Below are 25,971 nucleotides of genomic sequence, written 5' to 3'. Positions count from 1 at the left end.
AAACCCAGAAGTCAGACAGATTACTCGCCCGTCCGTGATTATAGACGCAAAACGCTCGGTTGTAACTCACTTTGTTAGATTTGCCGCCCAATTTTTCGGGGATTCTAGCCTGGGCTGCGAGTTCGAGCCACCCTAGCCAGTTATCAGCATCGAGTCCATCGCAAGCTGCCGGTTGATGTTTCGAGGAAGCGCGCGAAAGATCACCTCAATCCGATCAACCCATTCCATAATCTGCTCGATCGTTATGTTCTCGGCAACTCGCCTCAAACGGTCGGCGATGTCCGCGTTCGTCAGCGATTCATCTGACCCGTTCAGCTTCAAATGAAAGAGATCGTCAAATAACAGGATCAATGTGTCGAGGTGTTCTTCGAACGCATCCTTCTCGAGCCTGCGGCCAAGATACTCGCTCGCGCCCAGCAGAGCTGTCACCTCGCGCTCCAAGCTGAGAGTCTCAATAATCTGCAGCACAGTATTCCGCATCTCGCGGTACTCGCCTATATCGATTTCAAGAGCGTGGCCAATGCTACCACGCGCCAGGCGTGCAAGTAATCGCGCCTCGTCGATCGGTCTGTTCGCTTTCACCCGCAGGTGCTCTTCAATTTCTTCCGCGCGGAGCGGCGCGAAGCTCAACATCAGACACCGCGAGCGAATCGTTTCGATCAACGAATAAGGCTTTGAAGTAACAAGAACGACGAGGGAGGTCGGGGGCGGCTCTTCGAGCGTCTTCAGCAAGGAGTTTGCCGCCTGGTGCTGCAGGCATTCCGCTTCATCGATAATGAAGACCCGGCGGCGTCCTTCATAGGGACGGAACTGCGCTTGCTCGGACATTGCGCGCGTCTGTTCGATCTTAATGAACTGGCTCTTATGGTCCTTCTTGATCGAAGGGTCTTTGCTCTCACGCATCAGTATTCGCACGTCACCGTGCTCCCGGCGTTCAATCTTGCCGCAAGGCACACACTCTCCACACGCGTCCCCTTGTGTTGCATGCTCGCAGTTGAGCGCTTGAGCGAGGGCTATCGCGAACTGATATTTGCCGACACCCCGAGGCCCCGCCATCAACAGCGATTGCCCAACGCGGCCCTCGGCTACCGCGCGTTGCAGCAGCTTCTTGATCCGTTCGTTTCCGATGAGTGACGAGAATGGCATAGGGCTCAGAGGTCAGAAGTCAGAAGTCAGAGGTCAGAGGTCAGAAGTCAGAATACAGGACAAGGGATCACCAACAAAGTGGATCTTGCGGCTGTCTGGACTTCAGACTTCTGACTTCTGATCCCAAATCCTGTATCCTGAATCCTGTGCTGAAGAACTTTCTCGAATCTCGGTTGGGAAAATGGAAGCGGCTTGAAGATCTCACTGCTCGGGCGTCCCGACTTCGGCTGAAGAGTCTGACCGGCGACGAGGTCCGAGAGTTCGGGCAGCTCTATAGGCGCACGGCTGCTGATCTGGCGATCGCCCGCGAAGAGGTGCGCGACCAACGCCTGGTGAACTACCTCAATCATCTGGTCGCGCGCGCGCACGGAGCCATCTACCGCAGCGAATCTTCAGGTTTCGGCGTGTTCGTTTCGTTCTTCCGTTACGAGTTTCCCGCGGTCTTCAGAAAAACGCTCCCTTACACGCTGACGGCCTTCCTGACCTTTGTGCTTGCTGCGGGATTTGCCGCTGTCGCCTGTCTCCTCGACGAAGGCTTCGCCGATCGCATCGCGCCGCAGTTGAGACAGTCAATCGCCGAGCATCACAACTGGACTGAGTCCGTCAACAATTCGAACCCGCTCGCGTCAACTTCGATTCAAGCTAACAATATCACCGTTACGTTCTACGCTTTTGCCGGCGGCGTGCTTGGCGGGATCGGCACGTTGTTGGTGCTGGCGCAAAACGGATTGCTGCTCGGCATGGTTATGAGCCTGTGCGTCCGCTATAGATTCTGGGAGATCCCGATCTTTGTTTCAGCGCATGGGGTGATCGAGCTGACCGCAATCTTCATCGCGGGAGGCGCGGGCCTTTTGATCGGCAAAGCGCTGTTGATGCCTGGGGATCTGAGGCGCATAGATGCTCTGGTCACGAATGGAAGGTTAGCAATCAAGCTGATCCTCGGCTGCATACCAATGCTGTTGATTGCCGGTTTGATTGAAGGCTTTATCTCGCCCGCGCATATTGCGCCTGCGTACAAGTTTTTGATTTCCGCAATGAGCGCTTTGGTGATGATCATGTACTTTCTGAACAGACCAACCCTCGAAACAAAATGAGTTCCGCGGGGCTCTTTTCATAACAACCCTCGCTCCTTCACCTCGAGATACTTATTCACCAACTCGAGCGACAGCCTTCCCGCAGGAACATCCAGCGCGAGCCCGCCTGCGTGACGAATGCGCATCAATGCTTCTTCGCGTTGGCGGAGAATCTCTTCGGCGACTGCTTGACGATACACGTCGGCAGAAGAAGCCGGCGCCGCGCGCACCATCTCTCGAAGGTCGGTATCGCCGATCGTGATGATCAGAGGAAGATGGCGAGGCATAAGCTGCGACGTGTGCGCGAGCAACTCGGCAGACGCATCGCGATCGACCAGATCGGTGAGTATCACGACCAGCGAACGGCGCTTACAGTTCGCGCCGAAGAAATTGAACGCTCGCTTGTAGCTCGGCTCGATCATCTGAGGCTCGAGACTGTAGAGCGCTTCCATCAACCGGTTGATCTGATCCCTGCCGCGGCGCGGCGGCAAGTAGCTCACCACTCGACGCGAGAACGCGACCAATCCGACGTTGTCGCCCCCCGCCGCCGCTACGTAAGCGATCGAAAGCGTAGCGTTGACCGCGTGATCGAGCTTCGTCAGCTTGCCGATCCGTGCTGTCATCAACCGGCCCGTGTCCAGCAGCACGACAATATTCTGGCTGCGCTCGATCGTGTACTGTCGAGTGATGACCTTGCCCCGCCTCGCGGTCGCCGGCCAGGAGATGTGTCGAATCTCGTCGCCAATCACGAACTCGCGCAGCGACTCAAACTCGCGTCCTTGACCGCGAATGCGCATTCGGCGTAAGCCGGGTTCCGGGCGTCGATTGCGATGAGCGTAGATCTCATGCTTTCTCGCTTCGCGGATGTCCGGATAGACCTTCACATCGGTTGCGGTCTGATAGCTCAATTGATGCCATAGCAGCCCAAGCGGAGTTCGAAATCGAAGCACAGTCTTGCCGAATTCGTATTTCCCGCGCGCGGTCGGCAGCAAGCTGTATCGCCAGACTCGCGAGCGGCCCGGCGGAACCGTCAACTGTGCCTCGCGAGGAGTTACAAGCTCCATCTGCGGCGGGTACTCGTCCTTGACGACGAAGGTGACTTTGCGCCGGCCGCGATTCGCAATTCTGATCGTGACTTCATTCTCTGCGCCCATTGCGAAGCGCTCTTCCATCTCGCGCTCGACTCGAAACGCACCTGCCTTCTCCGAAAGTAAATAGTCCGCTACGGCAGTCACCATCAAACCGACATCGTAAAGAATCGTCAGGTACAGCGCGCCCCGGCCGATCCATCCGAGCGAAAGCAGCGCAAGCCCGACCGCGAGCAGAACAAAGAATCGCGTTGAGAAAACAAATCTCAAATCCAGTAATCCTCGTCGATGCTTCCCTCAGCAAGAGCACCTAGCAGGTCCGCGACGCTCGCGAAGCGTGCGATGGTGTAGACCGCCGCCCGAATCTGATACGGCAGTTCAAAACGCGCGAGCGCCTCTCGAGCCATGATCCACATTTCTTCTTCGACCTCTTCGGGGTTCAGACTGGTATTGAATTCGCTCTCCGCCGGATAAGCGAATGTCAGCATGTGATAGACCGGACCGGCATGCGCGCTGGTGTGGATGTTCCTCAACGGTACAAGACGCTGGGTGTCGATTTCGATCCCGATTTCTTCCTGAACCTCACGACGCGCGGTAGCCTTGATGTCGGTGTCACCAGGGTCCGACCGGCCTCCAGGGAAAACAAATGCGCCGGGGTAATACCGGAAGTGCGCGGGCCGGCGGCTCAGATAGATCTCGATTCCGCGCTCGGTATCTCTCACAAACGCAACCGCCGCCGCCGGTATTGGTTTCTTTTGCTCTTTCATATCAAATGGCAAGATGCGTGATGCGTGATGCGTGATGCGTGATTCGTGAACCGTCACGGGCAACTGTATGCTGACCGTCACGCGTCACGCATCACGCATCACGCATCACGTCATCACGCTTCACGCATCACTTTCACCTCGGCACATCGATGCTAGCGATCACTTCGTCGAGCACCTGGTCGGGCAACGTACCTTCAATCTCCGCTTCTGAGCGCAACACGATCCGATGGCGCAGCACCGGCTTCGCGATCTCTTTCACATCATCCGGCGTTACGAAGGTGCGGCCTCGAACCGCGGCCAGCGCTTTTGAGCACAACAGCAGAGCGACCGCCGCGCGCGGGCTTGCTCCCCAGGAAACGTTGATCGCGGTTCGTGTTCCCCGAATGATCGCGACGATGTACCGCTGAACGCCTTCCTCAACCGTTACGCCGCGCACCTGTGATCGGCAACTGAGCACCGCTGCGGCATCGGGAATCGGTTGTATGTCCAGGTCTTCGAGACGCCGAGCGTTGAAGCCCGCATTCCAGTTTGCTACCACTCGCAGTTCTTCATCGGCGTTTGGATAGTTGACGATTATCTTCAACATGAAACGGTCCAGTTGAGCCTCGGGCAGTGGATACGTTCCTTCATATTCGATCGGGTTCTGTGTTGCAAGAACGGTAAACAGTGGCGAGAGCTTGTGCGCTTCACCGTCGATTGTCACCTGCCGCTCCTCCATTGCTTCCAGCAGCGCGGCCTGAGTCTTGGGAGGAGTGCGATTTATCTCGTCGGCCAGCAGCAAGTCGGTGAAGATCGGCCCGCGCCGCAGCGTGAAAAGCGACGTCGACATGTTGAAGATGTTTGTGCCGGTGACGTCGGCGGGCATCAGATCGGGAGTGAACTGAATGCGTCCGGATTCCGCGCCTATAGCGCGAGCGAGCACCTTGACCATAAGCGTCTTGGCGGTTCCGGGCACACCCTCGATCAAGGCGTGCCCTTCGGTCAGCAACGCGATCAGCACCTGTTCGATCACCTCATCCTGGCCGACTATGGCTTTGGCTACTTCGCCTTTCAGGTGAGCTACTATCGCGCTAACAGAATCTGGCAACGCATTGACCTCCAATTCTTATCCTGGTTTCGCCGAGATGAAGGGGTTTGGTGAATTTCAGCACGTAAGCGATCCGTTGAATAGTCCCAAAGAATAATACGTTGGACCGGGCGCTGCAACGTGAACCTGCCCCGCCTTGCGATAAGAAGATGGTTCCATGCTTGGCAATTCACTTCTTATAACCGCACGTCCGCTTGAGTCCCGTCCGTCACAATCGCGTCCAGATCACCGTTCGATCTCAGCTCACTGTTGATGTATCGTCTCAAGCAAACAATCTTAAACTTCAAGAAGAAAATTGTTGCGCCGGACTGGGAAAGATGGTACAGTCCGTTCCTGCTGCCACGGCCCGTCCCCCACTTGGGCTTGGACGCTCCCATTCGCTTGCAGGATTTTCCGGCGGTCTCCTCACAGACCGAGCACAATTCAAGGAATGATAAAGTTCGGGACTTCCGGCTGGCGCGCCATTATCGCCGACGAATTCACATTCGACGCCGTGCGTCGCGTCACGCAAGCGATATCAGACTGGATCGCTAAGCGCGCACCCGGGTCCCAGGTTATCGTCGGTTACGATACCAGATTCATGGCTGAAGTCTTTGCATCCGAAGGGGCTGCAATAATCGCCGCTAACGGTCTTCACCCGCTTTTGTGCGATCGAGCTACTCCAACTCCTGCGATTGCATTCGCGGTTCGCTCAAGACGTGCGAGTGGCGCCATCAACTTCACCGCCAGCCATAACCCGCCCGAGTATTCCGGTATCAAGTTCTCAGCTTCCGATGGCGCGCCCGCGTTGCCCGAGGTTACAAACGAGATAGAACGCAACATCTCGAGCCTCGAAGGTAAGCACATTGCAAAACCCGCACAGGGTCGGCAGGTCGAGAGTTTGTCGCTGGTGAATGACTACTTGAACGACATCGCCACCAAGATCGACCTTCGCGCGATCGCCGGCGCGGGACTGCGCATCGCTTACGACCCGCTCTGGGGCACAGGACGGGGGTATCTGGACAAGACGCTCGGTGATGCCGGCTCGGACGTATTGATGCTTCACGATTATCGCGATGTTTACTTCGGCGGCCACAGTCCATCTCCCGAGGCGGAGTATCTGCATGAGCTTCGCGACGCTGTAACGGCCGGCGGGTATGATTTGGGGATCTCAACCGATGGCGACGCTGACCGCTTCGGCATCATCGATCGGGATGGCGCGTTCGTCACGCCGAACCAGATAATAGCTCTCTTGGTCGACTACCTGGCGGAGTCTCGCGGGTGGACCGATGCGGTTGCTCGCTCGGTCGCGACCACTCATCTCGTCGATCGAGTAGCTGCGCGGCGCGGGATCGAAGTGATTGAGACGCCGGTTGGCTTCAAGTACATCGGGCAGCTTATTGACGAAGACAAAATTTCGCTCGGCGGCGAAGAGAGCGCGGGACTGTCAATCAGAGGACACTTCCCGGAGAAGGACGGGATACTTGCCTGCTTGCTGGTTGCTGAGATGGTCGCCGCGCGAAGGGCTTCTCTCGGAGAGATGCTCGCAAAGGTCTATTCAGAAGTGGGTCACGTAACAAGCGGAAGAATAGGCGTCCCGTTGACGCCTGAGCTGCAGCAAGCATTGCCGAGTAAGCTGTCCGCCGGCGCGAATCAGTTCGCCGGCCACCGTGTCGTGTCTGTAAATCGAGTCGACGGAGCCAAGTTTATTCTCGATGACGGATCTTGGATTTTGCTACGTCCGTCCGGGACCGAGCCGCTGGTGCGCATTTACGCTGAAGCTTCAAACGAGCAAGAATTGGAGGTGCTACTTGAGTCAGGCCACAAGTACATTTTGGGATGAAAGAGTCGAGAGGTCCGCAACGGCGGTAAAGGTGAACCCGGTAGTCAGACGAAGGGTTCGCGCCCGCCGTCTGATAGACGCCATAGTAATAACGATAATACTGGCGGCAGCGGCCACTTGCCTTTCGGTTTACTCCAGGGCTCGAGGGGAGCTTGACGCGGCGCTGCTCAAGCACGAAGCAGCCGGGGAGAGAGTCACGGATCTAACGATAAGGGTTCAGAAACTCGAGCGCGACGTTCAACAACTACGCACCGACTCGAGAGCAATCGAGCTATTCGCCCGACAGAAGTTCGGATTCGTCCGCTCTGGGGACGTGGTGATCAAACTTCAGCAAGATCCGAGCTCGGCTGCCGAAAGCACTACGGAGGTCCGCCCGGTTCGGATGGCGAATTTGAGTCCCCGCTCCAACAGCGGCTATACGGACGCTTCGAATTAATGTAATATTCTGGCGCGGGGTGGAGCAGTCTGGTAGCTCGTTGGGCTCATAACCCAAAGGTCGCGGGTTCAAATCCCGCCCCCGCAACCACTCACTAAATCGGGTCGGAAGTTGGGCCGGAAAAAGTTCCGGCCCTTTCGTTTTTATTTGGACGACTTCTGAACCAGGTTATTCCTTCGATGAGATTGCTTTACTCCCTCTGAATTCGAAAGTCCGCGACCAACGGCAGATGATCCGAAGCCACCAGCGCGGCGCGGCTCTTATGCAGCGTGATTCGTTCAAGATCGAGCAAATCATCGAAGTAGATGTGATCCAAATGCAGGAAGGGCAACACCCCCGGGTAAGTTCTCGAGCGCTGAAGGTGGGCTCGGATATCCGCACTCGTGAGATGAGAGGCCAGCAACCGAAGTACGGCGTGTTTATGAAGATGGTCTTGCGCGCCGACGCCAACAGCGTCTGAAAGAGAACGCGTGCGCGAGTCGACTGGCCAATCGAAGGCGAGCTGTCGATGACCATCACCCTGGTGGCGCCCGCTGCAGTGCAAGCCGGGAAGTACTCGGTCGCCGCCAGAATCTCGCCTGACGCTTCCAGCCAGTTTTCGACAAAGGTAGACTGCAAGATCGGTTACCGCGCCGCCTTCGACGCGAAACATGGTGTCGCGCCAGCGGCTCGATTTTCCTCTTCCGTAGAGCCAGTGATCGGCGACGCCGTCGCCTCCGACGAAGCCAACCCGCCCATCGACGATGATCAGCGTGCGGTGAGTGCGATTGTTGATTCGCGGCAGCGTGTACCAGCGAATCGGATTATACCGCTCGACGCGGGCGCCGGCGTCGGGCAGCAGTTTGAGATAGCTGTCCCAGGTCGCGAAGCTGCCGATCGCGTCAATGACCAGATTCACGTTCACGCCAGCCTCCGCGCGCTCGATCAGAGCTTCAATGAACCGCCCGGCGACTCTTCCCTTCTGAAAAATGTAAACCTCAATGTTGATGTTGTGTTTGGCGTTGCGAATGGCCTCCAACGCGGCTTCATAAAAGACCTCAACGTTGGTCAGCACATCTACCCGATTGTTTGTATGGATCGTGGCGTTGGTGAGGGCCGCAAGCATTCGCAGGAAGTCCTGGGATTCCAGGGGCGCGGAAGGCGTGCTGGCGATCTTGAAGCGAAGTCCCGGCTCAAACAGAGCGAGAAACAGCATCAACACCAATCCTCTTTCAAGTTCATTGTAGTGCGCACGGCGCGCCCCTCCCCGGCTTTGCGCGCTTTCACGCAAGTTGATGCGAGAATTTCCGCAGGCGACTCGAGGAGTCACTCTCTGTGCTGCACTACGACGCGCTTCCAATTGTCGGAACAGGCGTTGCAGCAACGGTAGCTGTTGAGCTCGTCGTGAACGGTAGAGCTGAACTCGCCTGGCTATACGCTCACGCTGTTCGAGCTCAAGAGCACAGGAGTATGTTCTACAAGCCCGTTGCCACTGCCGAGTTCTCGAACAGGGTCAAGCCCGCCGTGCTGGCTGAAAGATCAGAGTCTCAAAGGATTGGCAAATCAGAAGTGGTAGTGGCCGGGATGTTAGCCCTGGCAGTATACACAGTCCTGCTGCTCAGGCTGCCCTATCGATCGCCAGTAACCAACACTCTGCTTTCTACGCTCGCCTTATCGTCGTTCTATTTCTATCTAAGATTCAGGTTGAACATCCGGATGCCCGCCGGAATGCTCCTTTGTTTAGTGCTCTCCATCGCGCTGGACGTCGTCGGCAATCGATATGGCTTGTTCAGCCGAAGGATTGCTTTAGTCCCCTATGACATCATCACCCATTTCACTGCGAGCGGACTATCGTTAGTCCCTGTTATGTGGCTTCTGATGGCGCTGATCCGGCGCTTCGCCTACCGGCTGCCCCTGGGTTTTGTAGCCTTCTTTTCAGTCACGACTGCTTTTAGCCTGGCCGCCTACTATGAAATCACGGAATTGATCGACGAGCGATTGTTCGGCGGCCAACGCATATGGACGCCGCGCGATACTGTTCAGGACCTCGCGGCAGATCTTGGTGGCATTGTCATCGCCGCGCTTTGCTACAGTTTTGCGATCAGAACGCGATGGCGACTGGATGACTCGAAATTCAATCACCCTAACTAATCCGTCTACTGTCCGCCTTGCCACGTACGGACCTGACCTTTGGTCTTAGATGTCTCGACGTGGGCCGGAGAACCAATGGCGGTGGCCCGCTCCCACAGATTACAATGAATCAATCAGTAGTCTTCAGGCTCGTGCCGGAAGGTGACCAAGAGATTTTTATGAAGTGAGTATTTGCAATGCCATCTGCGTTTTCTCATGCCGTCGCATCAATAGCTTTAGGGAGGGCGTACACGACGCGTCCACTCCCTCTCCGGTTCTGGGTACTATCTTCCGTTTGTGCGGTGGCGCCAGATATCGATGTCTTGGCCAACCGGTTCGGCTTCGACTACACGACGATGCTCGGCCATCGCGGGCTCACGCACTCGCTTTTCTTCGCGATGGCGCTGAGCGGACTAGTGGTGCTGCTGGCCTTCAGGAAACCGGCTAAGGGGATGATAAGTAGACTGGGGCTGTTCGCATTCTTCTTCGCGGCGACTGCTTCCCATTCAGTTCTCGATGCCATGGTAGATGGCACCTTGGGAGTGGCTTTTTTTGCGCCGTTTAGTCCAGCACGGTTTTTTCTGCCGTGGCGGCCAATTGTCTCGTCGCCGATCGGCCTGGCTTTCTTCAGCTCTGCCGGGGCGACAACGATTCTGAATGAACTTGTGTGGGTGTGGATTCCTTCAGTGATAGTCATCCTCGCGCCCTGGCTGCGCAACCGTTTTCTGACTCACCGGGACGCTGATTTGCGCTGATACGCTACAACACGGATGGCAGTCTCGACACAAGCTTTGGCGCGAATGGCAAGGTAACAGCCGATTTCTATTCCCGCGCTGATCTGGCTTATGCCCTGCTGACGCAGCCCGACGGCAAGATCATAGCGTTGAGAAGTGCGCGAGTGTCCTCATTTTACTCATCACATCGGGTTGGCCCGCTTCAATCGCCACGGCAGTCCTGATGCCAGTTTTGGGCGCGCTCGCTTTCGGAAACACCGACGACCGCTTCTCGCCCAAGCGAACGCAAGGCAGGCTAAATCCGCTTGCTCACAAATTTGAACAGTTCAAACCACGCAATGCTTCCAACCCCAGCCAGCAGGCACACACCAACGTCTCTAGGATCCAACTCGGCAAAGCGGAACACCTCGCGCAGCATTGGAACATACAAAACCAATCCCAGAAACAACACCGCCCCGCCGGTTACCCACCACAGCGCGGCGTTCGGTGAACGAATTGTCGAGATGATCGAATGCTTCCAGGATCGGTTGGTCAGAATCAAACCGAGGTTCGCGATGATCAATGTCGTGAACGCGAGAGCTCGCGCTTTCGGTTCAGCTTGCCCTCGATGAAGCGCAAGACCGTAGAGCGCGGCCAGTATCAGCAGGACCCCCAGTCCTTGAAGCGAGCTTACCAACCATGTGCGCTTTCCAAACAACGGCTCGGTTGGCTTGCGTGGAGGGCGCTGCATGAGGTCCGCCTCTTCAGGCTCGGCTTCGAAGACTATTGAGCACGCCGGATCGATGATCAAATGAAGAAACGCGATGTGCACCGGGAGAAGCACGAGTGGCCACCTCAGCAGCACGGGTACGAGAGTCATTCCGGCAATCGGCACATGAATCGCCAGGATGTACGCCATGCCTTTCTTGAGATTGTCGAAGATCCTCCGGCCCTGTTTGACTGCTTGTACAATTGATGAAAAGTCATCGTCGAGCAGGACGAGCGAAGACGCTTCGCGAGCGACATCCGTTCCACGCTCACCCATCGCGATGCCGATGTGCGCGGCTTTCAAAGCAGGCGCGTCGTTCACTCCATCGCCGGTCATCGCAACGATTTCGCCGCTAGCCTTGAGCGCGCTGACCAGTCTCAGCTTCTGCTCTGGCACGACTCGCGCAAAGATGTTCACCGAGTCAATCCGCTCGCGAAGTTGGGCATCGTCCATCTTGTCCAGCTCCGGGCCCGTAATGATTTGATCCATAGGCGTCAGCCCAATCTGACGCGCGACGTTCTCAGCAGTGCCCGGATAGTCGCCGGTTATCATTACGACTCTCACGCCCGCCCCGTAGCATTCCTTGATCGCTGCCGGAACCGCTGGACGGACTGGATCAGCCAGCCCCACAAGCCCGAGAAACTCAAAATCGAAGTCGTGTTGTTCAACAGGCAAATCCGTCTGTTTGAAGCGCGACCTTGCAACCCCCAGGACGCGAAGCCCTTCGTTCGCCAGAGTGATTACTCTCTTGGAGAGTTCCGAGAGCTGCGCTTCGTTGAAGTGGCAAAGGTCGAACATGGCTTCAGGAGCTCCCTTCGCGGCGATGACGTAATCTTCGCCATCGCGCGATCTCCATACTCGCGACAACGCAAGCAGACTATTGGACAACGGATATTCGCGCACCAAGGTCCAGTCATCGTGAAGGTGTTCGGTGCCGCTCAGGTAGTAGTTGCCAAGTTCCCTGAGCGCTTTTTCCATCGGGTCGAATGGATCGCGATGACTTGCGAGTATCGCGAATTCCGAGAGTTCGTGAAACATCTCTGGCAACTCCTCGCCGGGTGAAGTGCGGATATCGTAATACTCATCATTGGCAAACAGCATCGCGACCGACATGTGATTGAGCGTGAGCGTGCCCGTCTTGTCTACGCATAACACTGTCGCCGAACCGAGAGTCTCAACTGCCGGCATACGCCTGGTGAGCACATTCTTTTGCGAGATTCGCCACGCTCCAAGCGCGAGGAAGATCGTCAGCACAACCGGAAACTCATTCGGCAGAATGGCCATCGCCAGCGTTATTCCGGCTAGAAAGCCCTCGTACCAATTCGCTCGCGTGAGTCCATACACGACCACGACAATCGCACACAGCGTAACGCCCAGTACCGCGAGCCTGGCGACAAGGCTGCCGACCTCTCTCTGCAACGGCGTTTGCTCGGTCTCGAGCTCCCCAAGTGCTTTGCCGATCCTGCCGATCTCAGTCTGCTGGCCCGTAGCAAGCGCCTGCGCGATGCCCTGGCCTTGAATCACCAACGTTCCCGAGTAAACGAACGGAAGATTGTCCCCGCCCGGCCGCCTCATCTCACTGACGCCATCGGAGGTGACCTTTCGAACAGGAACCGACTCGCCGGTGAGGATGGATTCGTCTGCCAGCAGGTGGCTGCAATATAGAACGACGGCGTCGGCTGGTATGCGATCGCCTTCGGCAAGGAGCAGTATGTCGCCTCGCACCACATCGCGTCCGGCCACTCTTCTTTGGCGTCCGTCTCGGACTACGAGCGCGCGAGGACTGGAAAGATCCCTCAGCGCTTCAAGAGTGCGTTCTGTTTTTCGCTCTTGATAGAGGCTGATGCCCATAATGAAGAACACAAACCCCAAAAGCATGAACGCTTCTTGCGCGTCGCCGAGTATCAAGTAGATCGTTCCGCATGCGGCCAGGAGCAAGAACATCGGCTCACGAACGACTTCAAGCGCGATCGCCAGAACGTTGCGGCGTTTTGCGGATGGGAGTTCGTTGAACCCTTCGGCTCTTAGCCTCTCGTCGGCCTCGCTCTCTGAGAGCCCTCTGAACGTAGTCAGATCGAATTCGTTGATCATATTATTGATCGTGGGCGCGCGCTTCGCCTTCTTCGTCGACCGTGACGCCAGGCGGCCCTCTCGTGACGCGGGCCGTTTCCACTTTGATTGGCGAAGGAATCAGCACAAGCGCCAGCAGCGCGACGATGACCAGCACAAAGAGAAAGGTTACTATACCATTCGCAAGAAGGACGGGAAGTTTCCGGGTGTCCGAATCAGACTTGTGATCGCTGGAGAGGTGGGCGAAACGGAACTCACAGTCCTTGATGAGGTACATAGAGTCGATCCAGAGGAACTAGAGCCGGGGCCCTGTGCCGGAGGTTCACTCCCTGGTCTTCAAGACTTCAACCAGATCGAGGCTGTAGAGCCGTCTTAGAATCAGCGAACCGGAGAGAACAACCGCGGCCGCGACGATCAGAAAAGCGAAGGCGTAAGTTTGTCCGCTCACGACGAGCGGCAGTATCGAGGCCCCCAACCGTTTGTCGATCCGCGCAAGAATCGTTGTAGCCGCCGGCACCGGCTGCGCCAGGGCGTTGCTCACCTGGAAGTGGACGAAAGTCCGCGCGCTCGCTCCATCGTGAATCCTGTAATCCACCAGCCGTGCGTGGCGGCGCACACTGATGCGTTGGCGCGCGGTCTCCAAATAGGCCTCATTTTCGACCGAGTCCTGGCAATAGCTCAGGTGATCGCCCACGTAGGCCAGCATCTCCAGAAGCGTCATGCCGAGGTCGCCTTCGTGCCGCTCCGTCCAGCCTGCAACCTTGGCCGAGATCAAGTCGATGAGCGCCTGGCGAAAGCTCGCGTAGTCTTTCGCCATGTAGTCGATGAGCGGTTCTTCAACTGGATCGGGCGGGCACTCTTTCCTCGGTTTGCAGTCGAAGCGGTTTGGGCAGCTCGCCTTGAAGTTGAACTCCACCTGCGCGTAGAACGGGTCGAGGCTTGCGCTGTTGATGACCAGCGTGTAGTTGCTGAAATCACCGGGCTGGTCGACGTCCACTTCTACAATCCTCTGCCTTAACTTGCGTTCCAAAAAGGCGCTCTTTCTGGGCTACTTGCTCAAAGGCTGACGAAATCCGAGGCCCACGCCCGTAAAATAGATTTCTGAATAAAACCCTGTCCTAATCGCGTCATGGAAAGATGAGTACATATGGGGAGGCCGAGCGGTGGCGGAGAGAGTGGGGCTCTTCACACTCCTATGGCGAACCGAAAGGCCACCGCTGTTTTGGTTCTGATTTGCCTCACACTCCCCACGTCTTGCTGTCTTGTCACCAGGCTCTACGGGCGCCCTCAGGAGGCGACATGACTGAACCGAAGATTTTGGTCCTCGAAATCGAACCATCCGACGGCGCGGGGAAGAACCTTCAGAGCATACTTGAGCAGTCCTTGCCAGGGAACGCATGCGAAATGCGAACGGTGGCGGCCCCGGATGCCGGCGCGGAAGCCACCAAAAACTGCGTTGGATTCCTGGAAGACTTCAAGGCCGACCTTGTATTCATATCACTCGGACTAGGCGCAAGTGAAACCGCCAGCGGCGTCGTTTCCGCAATTCACACGCATTCACCTGGGCTGCCCATCATCATCGTGGGCGACGCTGACCATCCCGACGACATCCTTGCGCTCCTCAAAGAAGGCGCAGCAGACTTCATCACTCCTCCAATCAGGGCAGTCGATATGATCCCGCGCATCAGAAGGCTCCTGGAAATCGAACCTGAAGCCCCGGCCAATAACATAAAGGCGGCGCTTGGGCTCCGAAATATGGTTGGACGGAATCAGTCATTTATCGCAGCGATAAGCAAGATACCGGTGATTGCGCGATGCGATGCAACAGTTCTGATCACCGGCGAGACCGGCACGGGAAAAGAGCTCTGCGCGAGAGCGATACACTACCTTAGTCCTAGGGCAAAGCGCCCTTTTATTCCGATAAACTGCGGTGCGATCCCCGCCGATCTTGCCGAGAATGAGCTGTTCGGCCACGAGCGCGGAGCATACACCGGCGCGGGTTCCTCTCAACCGGGACTGATCGAAGAAGCGAATTGCGGAACGCTCTTTCTGGATGAAATAGATTGTTTGTCGCTGCTCACTCAAGTAAAGCTGCTGCGGTTCCTGCAAGACAAGGAGTACAGGCCTTTGGGTGCTTCAAGGACTCGCCGCGCCGACGTTCGGGTAATTGCGGCGACCAACACGGATGTCGAAGAGTCGGTCAGGCAGGGCCGCGTGCGGCAAGATCTCTACTACCGTCTGCACGTGCTACCACTTGCGCTGCTTCCACTGCGCGAGCGGGCTGACGACATTCCGCTGCTGGCCAGTCATTTTCTCAGCCAGTACGCGGGCGTCCTCAAGAAGCGCGTGACCGATATTTCGACTGGCGCCATGTCAAAGCTGATGCTTTACGACTGGCCGGGAAACATCCGCGAACTCGAGCATGTTATCGAGAGAGCGGTGGTTTTTTGCGAAGGTGCGGTGCTGACGGAGGACGACATTACGTTGCCCGGCTTCCAGCAAACAGCCTCGCACTGCTCGTTTCAAGAAGGGAAGGCAAGAGCAGTCTCCCAGTTCGAACTCAATTACCTTAAGGGTCTGTTGATCGCCCACCACGGCAACATCACGAGAGCAGCGAAGGCCGCCAACAAGAACCGCCGGGCTTTCTGGGAACTCATTCGCAAGCACAGAATCGACGTGAGCGTGTTCAAGGGTACGGCGCGCTGAAAGCCGCGTTCAAATCAGGTGCATGCTTGAGAGCTGCTCACGCAGCGAGGTTCTCCCGGAAGGTTCGCTCCGCATCGAGCTCTTGTTCGATCTCAGTTGTACGCCTCACTGAGAGCAATCAACGGTTCATGTGGATGGCGCGGCTACGGGAGCCAAAGCTGTTTGATGGTTCTGCGCAGATTCTTCTCCGCGGTGACCTTTCCCGCCGCGCCTATCGAGATTATCCCAAGTGGCGCAAAGGCGTGCTCAACGCCGTGCGGTGGTCTCGGCAGGGGATCACCCGGTGTACCAGGCCATTCCACGTCTCCGGTTGCGACACGCGCGGGTATCAGCCAGTAATCGCCGGTGCGGTAGGTAGCTGGCGCACTGGTCAAAGCGGTTCCGCCACCCCCGCCCCCGGGTCGTCTGGCTTCGGCCGAGGCGTCAGCGCTGCTCGCGGGTGGGAACTGAATTTGTACTCCGTCTTCAAGCGTGATCCAACTCGCGTCATCATCGCCGGCACCCTCAACAACCGGAAGCGCGCCCAGTTGCAGGTTGTCTGAGTGCAGGTCCCAGCGCCGCAGGAGTGGGTGCTTCGCCGGGTCGGTCCCAACGGCCGAAGCGGGCGCTGTCTTGAGCGTCACCCGCATACCGTCGCGGTCAATCTCCTTGACTTGAAGCAACGGCTCCGCGCGATTTTGAAGCGCATAATCATCATCGATGATCTCGACCCAGTCGTCCGGGCGGAGACCAAAACGGCTTTCTCGGCCAAGGTGCCGCAGCGTCACAACCTTGTCCTGGCGCTTCGTGATCGGGAAGATCACCGAGCCATTTTCACGCGACCATTTGAAGGTCGCGATCTTGGTCGCATCAATCCTGACATTCGAGAGATCGCCTCCCGGCATGGCCGTTCCGCCACGGTGGATCTCTACGCGATAGAGCTGGTTTTCGGCTCCGCGATAGCGTGCGTCCGGCGAGATGAGGCAGGGTTCGTCGTCGGCCTCGGGTTTGATCGCTCTCGCGCGCAGTTTGCCGATGCCTAGCGTCGTTTCACCGAGTAGGTCGAGAAAATTTGCGTACGCTTTTTCCTGGTCGGCAACACTCACGTTGTTGGCGCCGGCCTCATTGATCAACCTGCACTTCACCTGCCAGACGACCTGCGCGCGCGTAGCCGTATCCGGGCCCCGCAGCGCAACCTCGCGAATGCCGATCCTGTTTTCATCCTCGTCCTCGTAAGCAGTGACGTGGCGCTCCCATACATCCAGGTAAGCAAGGTACGTCTTTCCGTTCTCCAGATTGCCGGAGCCGAGCGGGAAACTGGGTTGCTTCGTATAGAGCATTTGACCTTCGTTCTCACAAAGCGCCCCATCGACGTAGTAACGCCCGAGTGCGACTCCGAAATCCCGCAACACGTCCTTATTGTCCTTGTCCTTCACAGCATCGATATTGAAGCTGTCGCCCGGACCGCCGTGCGGCCCGATCAAATCCGCCGCCAGCCTGCGCAAAAAATGGCGGTGAATCGCGTTCATCTCGTTGAAGTCGGAATCCACCTGCACGCGCCCCTGCTGTTCCAGCACGCGGCTGTAGTGTTTGGTCGGATCGAAAGTCATTCGTGTGAAATCGCCCTTCATCGCTGCCTCCTGTCTCAGTTCATGAAGATAATGGCGGCATCCATGCCCGCCGGGGTGTATTCATCGAGCCGCGCGCGCAGATTGGCAAGCCGCTGCGGCTGATACAGATCGTGGAAGACGCCCATCTCCGACTCGTCGTCGGCGCCGCGCGTGATCTCTTCCGCACAATCATCAGCAAGTTGGCAATAGTCCGAAAGCCCGTAGCGCTTGGTGTTGAACCGCGGCATGACCCGCGTTTGCTCCTGCGCCTTCGCCGCGCCGTCTTTTCCTTTTATCGCCAGATCGGGCTGGCACTGGTAGCGGCGAGGCGTTCTCGATTCCGGCGTCACGTAGCAGAACCGCATGCACCCTTCCTGGCTACGGGCGACGGTGATCCTTCCATCGAAGATCGAGTTTTCGGCGAGATCGATCGAGTGAACCTGGACCTGGCCGAAGACCGTGCAACGCTCGATCGTCAAACGCGCATGAGCCACCGCGCAGCCCGGCGCCCCGATCGCCTCGCTCGCGGCATTGGTCCCGTCCAGTATGCTGTCGCTCAAGTAAAGGCAGATCGGATCAACTCGGAAGCCGTAACCGATCCCGTGGCATCCCGACTCGGCCGCGGGCGACTTCGTCTTCGCTTTCGGTCCATGCGAGTACTCCGCACTGGCAGTGTTCATCAGCGGATGAACTTGAATCGAACCGATTATGCTCTTTTCGATTTCGACTCGGGCGTGGAGGCAGTGCAATTCAAGGCTCGGTTCGGCCGGTCGATTCGGCTCGCAGTGGCTGTCAATCGTCCAGCCCGGCACAAGCGTGCAATGCCGAATCTTGACCTGCGAGATCTCCCCTTCGATCATCATGCTCCGCCCGGTTACCATCAGCCCGTCGAGTGTGAAGCGGCTGCCGTGTTCACCCGAGACGCTCAGCGCATCCGGTCGGTCTGTGTGCCAGTCCAGCAACCGAATGACCGGACGCTTGCCATTGGCCGCTCTCAATTGCAGGCTCTGATGCTCTCTCAAGGTGATACTGATCTGCTCGACGTAGACTCCGCTGTCGGCAATCTCGATGACGGCGTTCGGATTACTCGCCGCGTCGTGTTTGCGCCATTGTCGAAGCGCGGCGTTGACTGTATGAAACTTCTCGTCCGGGCCGACTCGATAGAGCTTATACGGGTCCGGCTGGGAGAGAACGCGATCATACTGGCCACCGCCGATGTCCGCGCTGAAGCCGTAGTGATACGAGACCCAAACGCCGTCCTTCGGGCAGTGTCCCGCGGGAAAGACTATGCGCCCGAGCACCGGATCTACGGCGACGCGGTCGTGGCGCGGCCGATAGCGCCAGCCGCTCAGGTCAGCGGGGATTATCCTATTGGCCGGGATGAGCTCGCGGTCTGGTGCGTCGTTACGATCTTTCTTTCGCCTCCGAACCCAGATGCTCAGGCTCTTCCCGTCGCCGTAGTACACCTCTGAAGCACGAGTCTTGGCGACATGATTCGCAACCTTGCGTGACTCGAACGCCCGCCGCTGAATTGCAACCGGCAAATTGATCTCGCGGGCGATACTGGTCGGCTCGGTCTCACGCACAGCCTCGGTAAACAGGGGAGCGTCATTTCCGAGCACACTGAAAGTGAAACAATCCGGCCCGACGTCTTCCGCGCAGTGCGCGCGGCTGAGCGCTACCGGATATGATTTCAGCCTGCAAACGAACACCCCGGCGCTCGTGACATTGTAGCGGCCAGCCGTCCGATTTGAGGTTATGCGGCGAACGTCGACGGTATGGCCCAGGTCATCAAAAGGCCCATCAATCAGGCTGAGCTTCGTTAGCTCGCGCACATCCGTCGTTCCGCCTCTTCGCGAGTGGGGGAAATTGATATTCTGTGTACAGCCGAGCAGCCCGAAGAACTCAACCGCGCGGGCGGGCCAACCGGCTACATCGTTTGCCAGCAATTCAAGCAGCGCCAGCGTGCCTTTGCGTCGCCGGTAACGAATCGTATTGGCAAGCTCGCGACGAGGGATGAGAATCTTATTGCGCTCCCGGCCGCGCCGGTTGGCGGCGTCGCCGGGCTCGCCCGCCTCGTGCACCTGTTGCCATCCGATCAGATCGCCGATGTAGGGCACGACCCAGTCGTCGCAAGTTTCAATGAACCAGTTCTCATAGAGCTGGCTGATGTCGTCTTCGACAACGTTGACTTGCTCTTCGACGACACGCAGCAGCGCTTGCAGCGGATACCCTCGCTCGGCGTCACGCAGCCGGTAGATCGAGGGCAGCAGGTTGTATAGATGATCAGTGTTCATGGTGTTTCAATCACGTTCAGGATCAGAGTGTCCGGGACTTCCGGTACGAGATAAGCCAACTGCGCCGGCCGAATCTCCCCAGAGCTGATTTTCGGCAGCTCAGGCTGATTCACCTTCACACGCTGGTCAGGTTTGCCTTTTGTGACTATTTCCTGTGCCGCTGCGATCAGTCCGTTGGGCGTTCGCACGCTGCCGTCGGCATTCTTTTCAGCCACGCCGCCAAACGCATCCACGTCAACGTAGGCCACGCCCGGGACCGATTGCATTGCGCTGATCACTTCGCTGAGGAATGCGTCCTGGCCCAGCTCGCGATTTTCGAAGCTGAACGCCTCGAGCATCTTCACTCGAATCTTGGGGGCGACTTTTTCCCAGACGTAATCCGGGAGCAGCTGCACGCCTGCGCTAATGACCAGCAGCATCAACTCGCGTACTGCCACGCTGACAGGCATTGCAGGATCACCGAATTGAGTGAGCGCCTGCCGCAGATTGCGCAACAGGTCGGAGCTCTCGTCAATCGGGGCGTCGCCGGCGCCGGCGATCGTGACGTGCACAAGTTCCCGCTGTCCGTCCGAAAGCCGCATCGAAAACGCCTTACCCACTCCTCCAAAGGTCCGCGCGAAGTCGCCATAGTCCCGGGTGGAAACGAGACGGTCCAGTGCCAGCACTGCCAGCGGCGTGTTCTTGCGCGCCTGGTCGCGGGTTTCCGGATCGCCGCCGCCGCTGGCTCGACGCGGGTTGATCACTTCCTTTACGCTGAGCGGCCGCGAAGCAAGAAGCGTGATTTTTCCTTCGGCCACGTTAGCCGCCTTGCCGATGCCCTGACGATACTGAGCGCGAACGTTTTCGACGCCCGTCGGCAGCCGCGCGCCTTGTTTTCCGTTGCCAAAGATGCCCGTAGTGACTTCTGCATCGTTCCGCGTGGTGACGAATCGCCGGGCGGTCGGCTCCAGTCCGAAGATCGATTCCGCCTCGTGCCACTCGACATCGTTGACGAAGATCTTGAGCGTGCTCTCGACGCCCGCCGGAGTCGGAGCGGATACATACGTCAGCGGCGGTTGCTTGAGCGCGAATTGCTGGAGCGATTGGCTGCCGTCGCCGCTGCCGAGGACTTCCTTTCGAGTCTCTCCGTGCGTCGCCTTTACAACGTTCGCATAGATCGTTACTCTGTCGCGCGCATAGCAGTATTCGAGATCCGCCGCGAACTTGATGCGCGTGTGCGCGGGGTCGCCGGGGATGTCGCTGAAGTCATGAGCAACCTCGGCCAGCATCGCCAGTTCGCTTCCGGTGACTCCGCTGACCGAGTTGTCAAAGCCGTCGAGCACATCCGATCGTTCGCCCGCAACGATCACCCACCGGCCCGACTTCAGCTCGCTGTAGACGCCGTCGAGCACGATCCATCCGCCGTTTTCCTTCGACCTGCATATGTCTTCTTCGATAGGCTCTTCGGTGAGCGGCAGCAACTCGGCCTGGGCGTACACGACCGTGCGCCTGATTACCTGGAAGTCATCGCTTCTTGTGATACCGCCAATCGCGGCTGCCGCCACGACGGGAGGGGGAGGAGTTCCGACTATCTTTATCCACGCAGCCTCTTTCGGCCCGCCGCCCGGAACTACAAGCTTAACTAGAGTTGATTTGCCGGTGATGCCATAGAACCCTCTGCAAATGCTGGCCTGTACTTGCGCTGCCTGCGCGATCAGCAACGTCGGATGGCCCGCCTTGACGTCCGACCTGACGGTTGGCTCGACCGCGGCTGTGTCCACAACAACCCAACTGTCCGGTGCGATTTTGTCGTAGCTGCCGTCTAGATAAATCACGTTGGCGAGTTTGTCGTCTCCGTCCGGAAAAAAATCCTCGGCATTCGCCACGTCCGTTTCCGTCCATTCGCTGGATCGCACATTCGTATGTTTGCCTGCGTTGTCCTGGGTCTCGAGGATCTCGGAATGAAGGGGGGCGTTGCTGCCGAAAGGCGCGGCTTTGACTCGAAAGGCGTAGACCTCGATCGGAACTGGGGTCGTCACCGGAGTATTCGCAAGCGCCACCGTTAGCGAAGAGACCAGCGCGGGTTGAAATACGCCAAGCGCCTGAACGCCAAGATCCGAATGCAGACTGAAGGCAGACTGGGCATCGCGGGTGAAGCGCAGCGCGTTCGGAGGCGGCGCCGAACCCTTCTTGACAAGACCATCGACCACTGCTCTCATCACGATATTCTCGCGTTCCATTGCCGCCCCGGCTGGTAAGGCCGCCATCGTCGTTAGGGACTGTCCGTTCCCCGCCCCGTTTCCCGCGGCGAGCTCTGCTGCGCGCTCGCGTAGTGCCTCGGCCGATTCACCTAACTCTTGGGACAGATCACGCACTCGCTGTCTGAACTCATTGCTTATGTTTCTCCTCGCGGCCACGCGCTCGAGGCCGGGGAGTGTTTCGCGCTCGATGAAGTCCGCAAGTTCCGCATCGGTTCTTCCGGCGGCGATTTCGGTCGAGAGTGCATTCAAGTGGGATTTGGCTGCGCCCTTCTCCCCGAAAGCGGCAAGCACCACGCTGGGCGTTGGTCCCGTTGAAACAGTGCGGCCGGGAAGGATCCAGGGTTTGACAACCACCTCAGTCCGATCGGCAGCCGGGTCCGCATTCACTTCGACCACTCGGAACAAAACCGGTCGCTGCGGCCCCTCCCTGACAAGCAGCGGGTCGTTGGTGTTCAACCCGGTCGAGATACCTTTCACATAAACGCTGGCGCCTTCGACCTTGCTCGTCGACAGCGTCAAAGCATTCTGCGGCTGAGTCATGCGCGGGCCAAGCTTGTTCCATCGCCCGCGCGCTTCGATCTTCTCGATGTTCTCGAAGGCCTGCGGCAGCTCACCCGGACCCGGCATGCTTTGCGCGCGCACTTCAAACGGCTCGATGACCACTTTCTGCGAGTCTTCAATCGTAAGCGCGAGATAAACGCTTGCGGCGACACCGGGCCGCAGCCGGTACCCGACCAGCCGCGCCAACTCGATTATCGTTCGGCGCTCGGTCGCCGTGCGAAGGTAGCCTTCGTTCGCGATCCGTTCCTGGTAAAACGTCAGCACGTCGCCGACCATCGCCCACGCGTCGAGCAACGCAATTGACGGGTCATCCCGCTCACGGGTGGTAAGCTTGAGCAGGGGGCGGAACTTCTGGCCTTCGTGCTCAACTTCGATTGTCGACAGCCGCGCCAGCATCGTTTCCAGAAACGTCGCGTGCGTACCCGCTCGATAGGCTAGCGAGCCGAGGCCCGGACGATTCGCGACCGACACCGGGGTCAATGCCTCGACGCCCTCGCAGCAGCCGCAAGGCGCTTTACTGGATCCACACCCACACTGCGAATGTTGGCTCATCTGCCGCCTCCCATCTTCAATGTGATGGCGCCGTTCTCGGGTAAGCTCGGATCGTTATCCGCCTGCGCGATCTCGAGCGGCCCGAGCGGGAGCACGCCGAACTCGATCTCGTGATTTGGCCCTTCTCCCAGACGCTCGAGATGCGTGACTTCGACGTTCTCGACGCCTTCTACCGCCTGCGCCGCGGCGACCAGACGGCTAAGATAGATCCCTTCGCCAAAACTCAAATTGTCGGGATGAAAGAATCCCTTTCGCCCGTCAGCGAGCACTCGATTGCTGAACAAGTCCAACAGCTCTCCCTTGACGTGGCCGCGCAGGTAATGCGAATCGACACAAACATGCATTTCGATGAGCAGCGGCACAAGGCGCGCTGATTTCACATGGACATCATGGCCGATCCTACGATAGCGATGCAGCCGCCGGTGGATCGCTGCGAGCAGCGAAGCGTCTGCCTCCTCTTTTCCAAACTCATCCACTGCCACCAGCGCCTCGTAACGCCCCCCGTTCCAACGAAGCGTTGCCGCCGCGCGCTGCACTTGCGATTTGAAGTCGCGCTCGACCAGAGCGCGGTAATCGTCGGCGATGATCGCGCGCTGCAACTCCTGACGAAACGCATGAGGCGCAAATAACTTGGCTTCGGCGATCGGCTCGGGGTCTCTCCCGCCCGAGGCCGGCAACGGGTTGCGCACTTCTGTGATTCCACCGCTGACTGGGTTTCGACGGAAGACTATGTAAGCGATCGCATCAGCGCCGACATTGCCTGCCGTGCCGGTTCCGACGCGATAGACTGCGTGAAACTTCACCCCGGGCTCGGGGCCGCGACCCAGTTCACCGTCGCCAAATCGCAAGTGGGCGCGTCCGTCATTATCGATCTCAGCGACGAAATGCTGATCGCCGTAAGAACTGCCCAGCAGATCGGGCTGCGGAAGCCACCGCCGATCACCACTCGGCGCGGGATCGCTCATCAAGCGAACCTGCGGCACGGCTTTTCTGACGTCTTGATCGAGCGTGTGGGTCGCGGGCGTCTTTGCTGCCAGCGGCTGTCGGAACGTCAGCGGCGCCTGCTTCAACGCCGGCCGATATCGTCCAGCGATTACCGCCCTGTCAGCTGGAAGGCCTTCGCAATCACAAAGCTCAAGCGTCTCCTTTACGGGCGCGGCTCCCGCGTCTTCATCAATCGTTTTTCCATGATCGACCAGAATCACGTTGCCGCGCGCGACGCTTACGTCATGAATGATCTTGCATTTGGGCGGCGGTCCCAGCACCGAGATGCAAAGCGTAAACGGAAGCGCGTCTTCCAGCGCCCAGCCGATCTCGACCACCGGCTGTCGGTTGAGTTGATCCACTCCCGCTTCAACGCGAGTCAATCGCACCGCGTGTCGATGCGCGGGGTCGGCATCGAAACGATTTCCGGTTTTCGGGCCTATGACTTCCTCGAAGATCAAGACATCACCGGGTTTCAAGCGCAGCTTATGGATTTCCGTCTGACCGGTGTTGGATTGCGACGACTCTTGATGCTGGTCTGCGCGATCGTATTGATTGCCGTTCGGCGTCTGCGTGTCTTCGCGGTCACTGATCAATTCTCCGATCAACGTAGCAGACGTAGCGCCGCGATCCAGACAACACTCCTCATCTCCCCAGGTATAGAACTGTATCTCGTAGTGCGACTCATAGAGATTGATCGTCTCGTCGGTCATCGGCTCGAAGACTTCATAACCCCCGCCGAGCTTTGCGAGGTCGTTCTCCTTCAGAGTGGGGCCAGCCAGGGACGGTGCGTCCTTGGGTCGAGTGATGAAATACAAGTCGCGCGGGTCGAGTTGGTTCAGGTCGCCAGACCACTTAAGCGTGACCCAGGCGCGCGCGTTCGAGCCCTCGTGCAACTGGTAGTCGACCAGTCTCGCGTGGCGCCTCACCGAAATGCGCTGCCGGGCGGTCTCCAGATAAGCCTCTGTCGCGACTGCATCCTGGTAGTAACTGAGATAATCGCCGGCGTAGGCCAGCAATTCGACGAGCGCGATTCCGATGTCGGGCACGTGGCGCTCCTGCCAACCCGGCATCACCAGCGCAAGCCGGTCAAGGATCAGTTGCCGAAAGCTGGTGTAGTCCTTCGCCAGATAATTGATCTCGGGCTGATTGCGCTCTTCGGGAGGGCATTGCGGACCAGACGGGCAATCCAGATCGCTCGGGCAATCGGCCTTGAAGTTGAACTCGACCGAGTCGTATCGAGGGTCGAATGACGGATGCGGTTGCGGGTGGCCTTGCGCGTCGCGAGCGACGATACGAAGAGTGTAGGTCGAGAAATCGCCGGCGCGATCCACGACCACTTCGAGCGTATCATCAAACTCCGGGTCGCCCGAGGAGTGCGTTACCGCGCTCAAGACTTTGATATCGCGGATGCGGCGGCCGCCTTCGATCAGCACATTTTTCTGGCTTAGCTTGTGCGATCCGTGCGGAGCCTTGCCCAGAAAATGGACCGTTAGCTTGCGCTGGTTCGCGCCGACTTCCAGATAGTCGAGTCCGCACAGCTTCTCGTGTTGGCGCACCGTTTCGCGCCGGCGTTCGCTATCGCATATCAGGCTGGTCATTGGGTGCTCCGGATGAAAGTATTCGTGACTGTCTGTTGGGTGCGCCGCACAACGTATTGCACTTCGACGCGAAGTTGCGCGTCCTCGCTTTCGACCTCCAGCTTCTTCACTTCGATCAGATCGCCGAGCCACTGTTGCAAGCCGGCTTGAATCGTAAACTGGAGCGCCGCGGCTAGCTCGGGGCTATTAGGCGCGAAGACCATCTGCAAGAGACCGCTTCCGAAGTCCGGCCGGTTCACGCGCTCGCCGGGGCTGGTGAGTAGAAACTGCTCGATCATATCGCGGATGTGCTCATCGTCATCGGTGGCTGACGTTCGTCCGCGCTGGTCGAAATGGAATGGGTAATCGATGTTCATCGCAT

General features: G+C 58.2%; 20 protein-coding genes and 1 tRNA gene. 8 read left to right on the top strand and 13 right to left on the bottom strand.

Features of this window, described 5'->3' with window-relative positions; all coding sequences use genetic code 11:
* Positions 1-132: 132 nt before the first annotated feature.
* On the bottom strand, positions 133-1,146 hold the full coding sequence (holB, locus tag AABO57_21600) for a DNA polymerase III subunit delta' (protein MEK6288321.1): 1,014 nt from the start codon (positions 1,144-1,146) through the stop codon (positions 133-135).
* 173 nt (positions 1,147-1,319) lie between these two features.
* On the opposite strand from holB, the gene AABO57_21595 reads away from it, so the two are divergent.
* Positions 1,320-2,240 (top strand): stage II sporulation protein M, encoded by a 921-nt coding sequence (locus tag AABO57_21595; protein ID MEK6288320.1) that lies wholly within the window; start codon positions 1,320-1,322, stop codon positions 2,238-2,240.
* A gap of 17 nt (positions 2,241-2,257) precedes the next feature.
* Here the strand turns inward: AABO57_21595 and AABO57_21590 are convergent, their stop codons facing one another.
* The 3 genes from AABO57_21590 to AABO57_21580 are packed head-to-tail and all read right to left on the bottom strand — an operon-like array spanning position 2,258 to position 5,161.
* Positions 2,258-3,577 (bottom strand): DUF58 domain-containing protein, encoded by a 1,320-nt coding sequence (locus tag AABO57_21590; GenBank protein ID MEK6288319.1) that lies wholly within the window; start codon positions 3,575-3,577, stop codon positions 2,258-2,260.
* On the bottom strand, positions 3,574-4,155 hold the full coding sequence (locus AABO57_21585) for an NUDIX domain-containing protein (GenBank protein ID MEK6288318.1): 582 nt from the start codon (positions 4,153-4,155) through the stop codon (positions 3,574-3,576). The genes AABO57_21590 and AABO57_21585 overlap by 4 nt, the downstream gene beginning before the upstream one ends.
* Positions 4,156-4,207: 52 nt before the next feature.
* Positions 4,208-5,161, bottom strand: a complete 954-nt coding sequence (locus AABO57_21580; GenBank protein MEK6288317.1) for a MoxR family ATPase — start codon at positions 5,159-5,161, stop codon at positions 4,208-4,210.
* Between the two features lie 430 nt (positions 5,162-5,591).
* On the opposite strand from AABO57_21580, the gene AABO57_21575 reads away from it, so the two are divergent.
* The 3 genes from AABO57_21575 to AABO57_21565 all read left to right on the top strand — a co-directional run bounded on the left by AABO57_21575 (position 5,592) and on the right by AABO57_21565 (position 7,509).
* A complete protein-coding gene (locus AABO57_21575; protein ID MEK6288316.1) occupies positions 5,592-6,983 on the top strand; it encodes a phosphoglucomutase/phosphomannomutase family protein in 1,392 nt (463 codons plus the stop codon).
* Positions 6,952-7,419, top strand: a complete 468-nt coding sequence (locus tag AABO57_21570; GenBank protein MEK6288315.1) for a septum formation initiator family protein — start codon at positions 6,952-6,954, stop codon at positions 7,417-7,419. Before AABO57_21575 ends, AABO57_21570 begins: the two co-directional genes overlap by 32 nt.
* Positions 7,420-7,432: 13 nt before the next feature.
* Positions 7,433-7,509: transfer RNA gene (locus AABO57_21565), tRNA-Met, on the top strand.
* Between the two features lie 100 nt (positions 7,510-7,609).
* Here the strand turns inward: AABO57_21565 and AABO57_21560 are convergent.
* Positions 7,610-8,614: a phospholipase D-like domain-containing protein gene (locus AABO57_21560; protein ID MEK6288314.1), complete on the bottom strand. Its 1,005-nt coding sequence runs from the start codon at positions 8,612-8,614 to the stop codon at positions 7,610-7,612.
* Between the two features lie 119 nt (positions 8,615-8,733).
* Between AABO57_21560 and AABO57_21555 the strand changes: the two genes are divergently transcribed.
* The 3 genes from AABO57_21555 (at position 8,734) to AABO57_21545 (ending at position 10,486) form a co-directional block, all read left to right on the top strand.
* Positions 8,734-9,549, top strand: coding sequence for a hypothetical protein (locus tag AABO57_21555; GenBank protein ID MEK6288313.1), 816 nt, complete (start codon positions 8,734-8,736; stop codon positions 9,547-9,549).
* Between the two features lie 176 nt (positions 9,550-9,725).
* Entirely contained in the window at positions 9,726-10,283 is a 558-nt protein-coding gene (locus AABO57_21550) for a metal-dependent hydrolase (GenBank protein ID MEK6288312.1), read from the top strand.
* Complete coding sequence (locus AABO57_21545) at positions 10,280-10,486, top strand: hypothetical protein (GenBank protein MEK6288311.1); 207 nt, start codon at positions 10,280-10,282, stop codon at positions 10,484-10,486. Before AABO57_21550 ends, AABO57_21545 begins: the two co-directional genes overlap by 4 nt.
* A 71-nt stretch (positions 10,487-10,557) precedes the next feature.
* On the opposite strand, the gene AABO57_21540 is transcribed toward AABO57_21545, so the two are convergent.
* From AABO57_21540 to AABO57_21530, 3 genes are read right to left on the bottom strand one after another with little or no spacing between them, the layout of a single operon-like run.
* Positions 10,558-13,101, bottom strand: coding sequence for a cation-translocating P-type ATPase (locus AABO57_21540; protein MEK6288310.1), 2,544 nt, complete (start codon positions 13,099-13,101; stop codon positions 10,558-10,560).
* Position 13,102: 1 nt separating this feature from the next.
* Positions 13,103-13,357 (bottom strand): hypothetical protein, encoded by a 255-nt coding sequence (locus tag AABO57_21535; protein MEK6288309.1) that lies wholly within the window; start codon positions 13,355-13,357, stop codon positions 13,103-13,105.
* 45 nt (positions 13,358-13,402) lie between these two features.
* On the bottom strand, positions 13,403-14,110 hold the full coding sequence (locus AABO57_21530) for a hypothetical protein (protein ID MEK6288308.1): 708 nt from the start codon (positions 14,108-14,110) through the stop codon (positions 13,403-13,405).
* 269 nt (positions 14,111-14,379) lie between these two features.
* Here AABO57_21530 and AABO57_21525 point away from each other — a divergent pair, with 269 nt between their 5' ends.
* Positions 14,380-15,786: a sigma-54 dependent transcriptional regulator gene (locus tag AABO57_21525; GenBank protein MEK6288307.1), complete on the top strand. Its 1,407-nt coding sequence runs from the start codon at positions 14,380-14,382 to the stop codon at positions 15,784-15,786.
* Between the two features lie 143 nt (positions 15,787-15,929).
* Here the strand turns inward: AABO57_21525 and AABO57_21520 are convergent, their stop codons facing one another.
* From AABO57_21520 to AABO57_21500, 5 genes are read right to left on the bottom strand one after another with little or no spacing between them, the layout of a single operon-like run.
* Positions 15,930-17,396 carry a DUF6519 domain-containing protein gene (locus AABO57_21520; GenBank protein MEK6288306.1) on the bottom strand — a complete coding sequence of 489 codons (1,467 nt, stop codon included), beginning with the start codon at positions 17,394-17,396 and terminating at the stop codon, positions 15,930-15,932.
* Between the two features lie 14 nt (positions 17,397-17,410).
* The gene (locus AABO57_21515; GenBank protein ID MEK6288305.1) at positions 17,411-19,672 is read right to left on the bottom strand and encodes a hypothetical protein; all 2,262 of its coding nucleotides are present in this window, start codon (positions 19,670-19,672) and stop codon (positions 17,411-17,413) included.
* Entirely contained in the window at positions 19,669-23,025 is a 3,357-nt protein-coding gene (locus AABO57_21510) for a putative baseplate assembly protein (GenBank protein MEK6288304.1), read from the bottom strand. Before AABO57_21510 ends, AABO57_21515 begins: the two co-directional genes overlap by 4 nt.
* Positions 23,022-25,610, bottom strand: coding sequence for a putative baseplate assembly protein (locus AABO57_21505; protein MEK6288303.1), 2,589 nt, complete (start codon positions 25,608-25,610; stop codon positions 23,022-23,024). The genes AABO57_21510 and AABO57_21505 overlap by 4 nt, the downstream gene beginning before the upstream one ends.
* Positions 25,607-25,966, bottom strand: a complete 360-nt coding sequence (locus AABO57_21500) for a GPW/gp25 family protein (GenBank protein MEK6288302.1) — start codon at positions 25,964-25,966, stop codon at positions 25,607-25,609. The genes AABO57_21505 and AABO57_21500 overlap by 4 nt, the downstream gene beginning before the upstream one ends.
* Between the last annotated feature and the right edge of the window lie 5 nt (positions 25,967-25,971).

The organism is Acidobacteriota bacterium, from assembly GCA_038040445.1.
Lineage (GTDB): Bacteria > Acidobacteriota > Blastocatellia > UBA7656 > UBA7656 > Onstottus_A > Onstottus_A frigus.
This window is presented reverse-complemented; position numbering and strand designations above follow the sequence as displayed.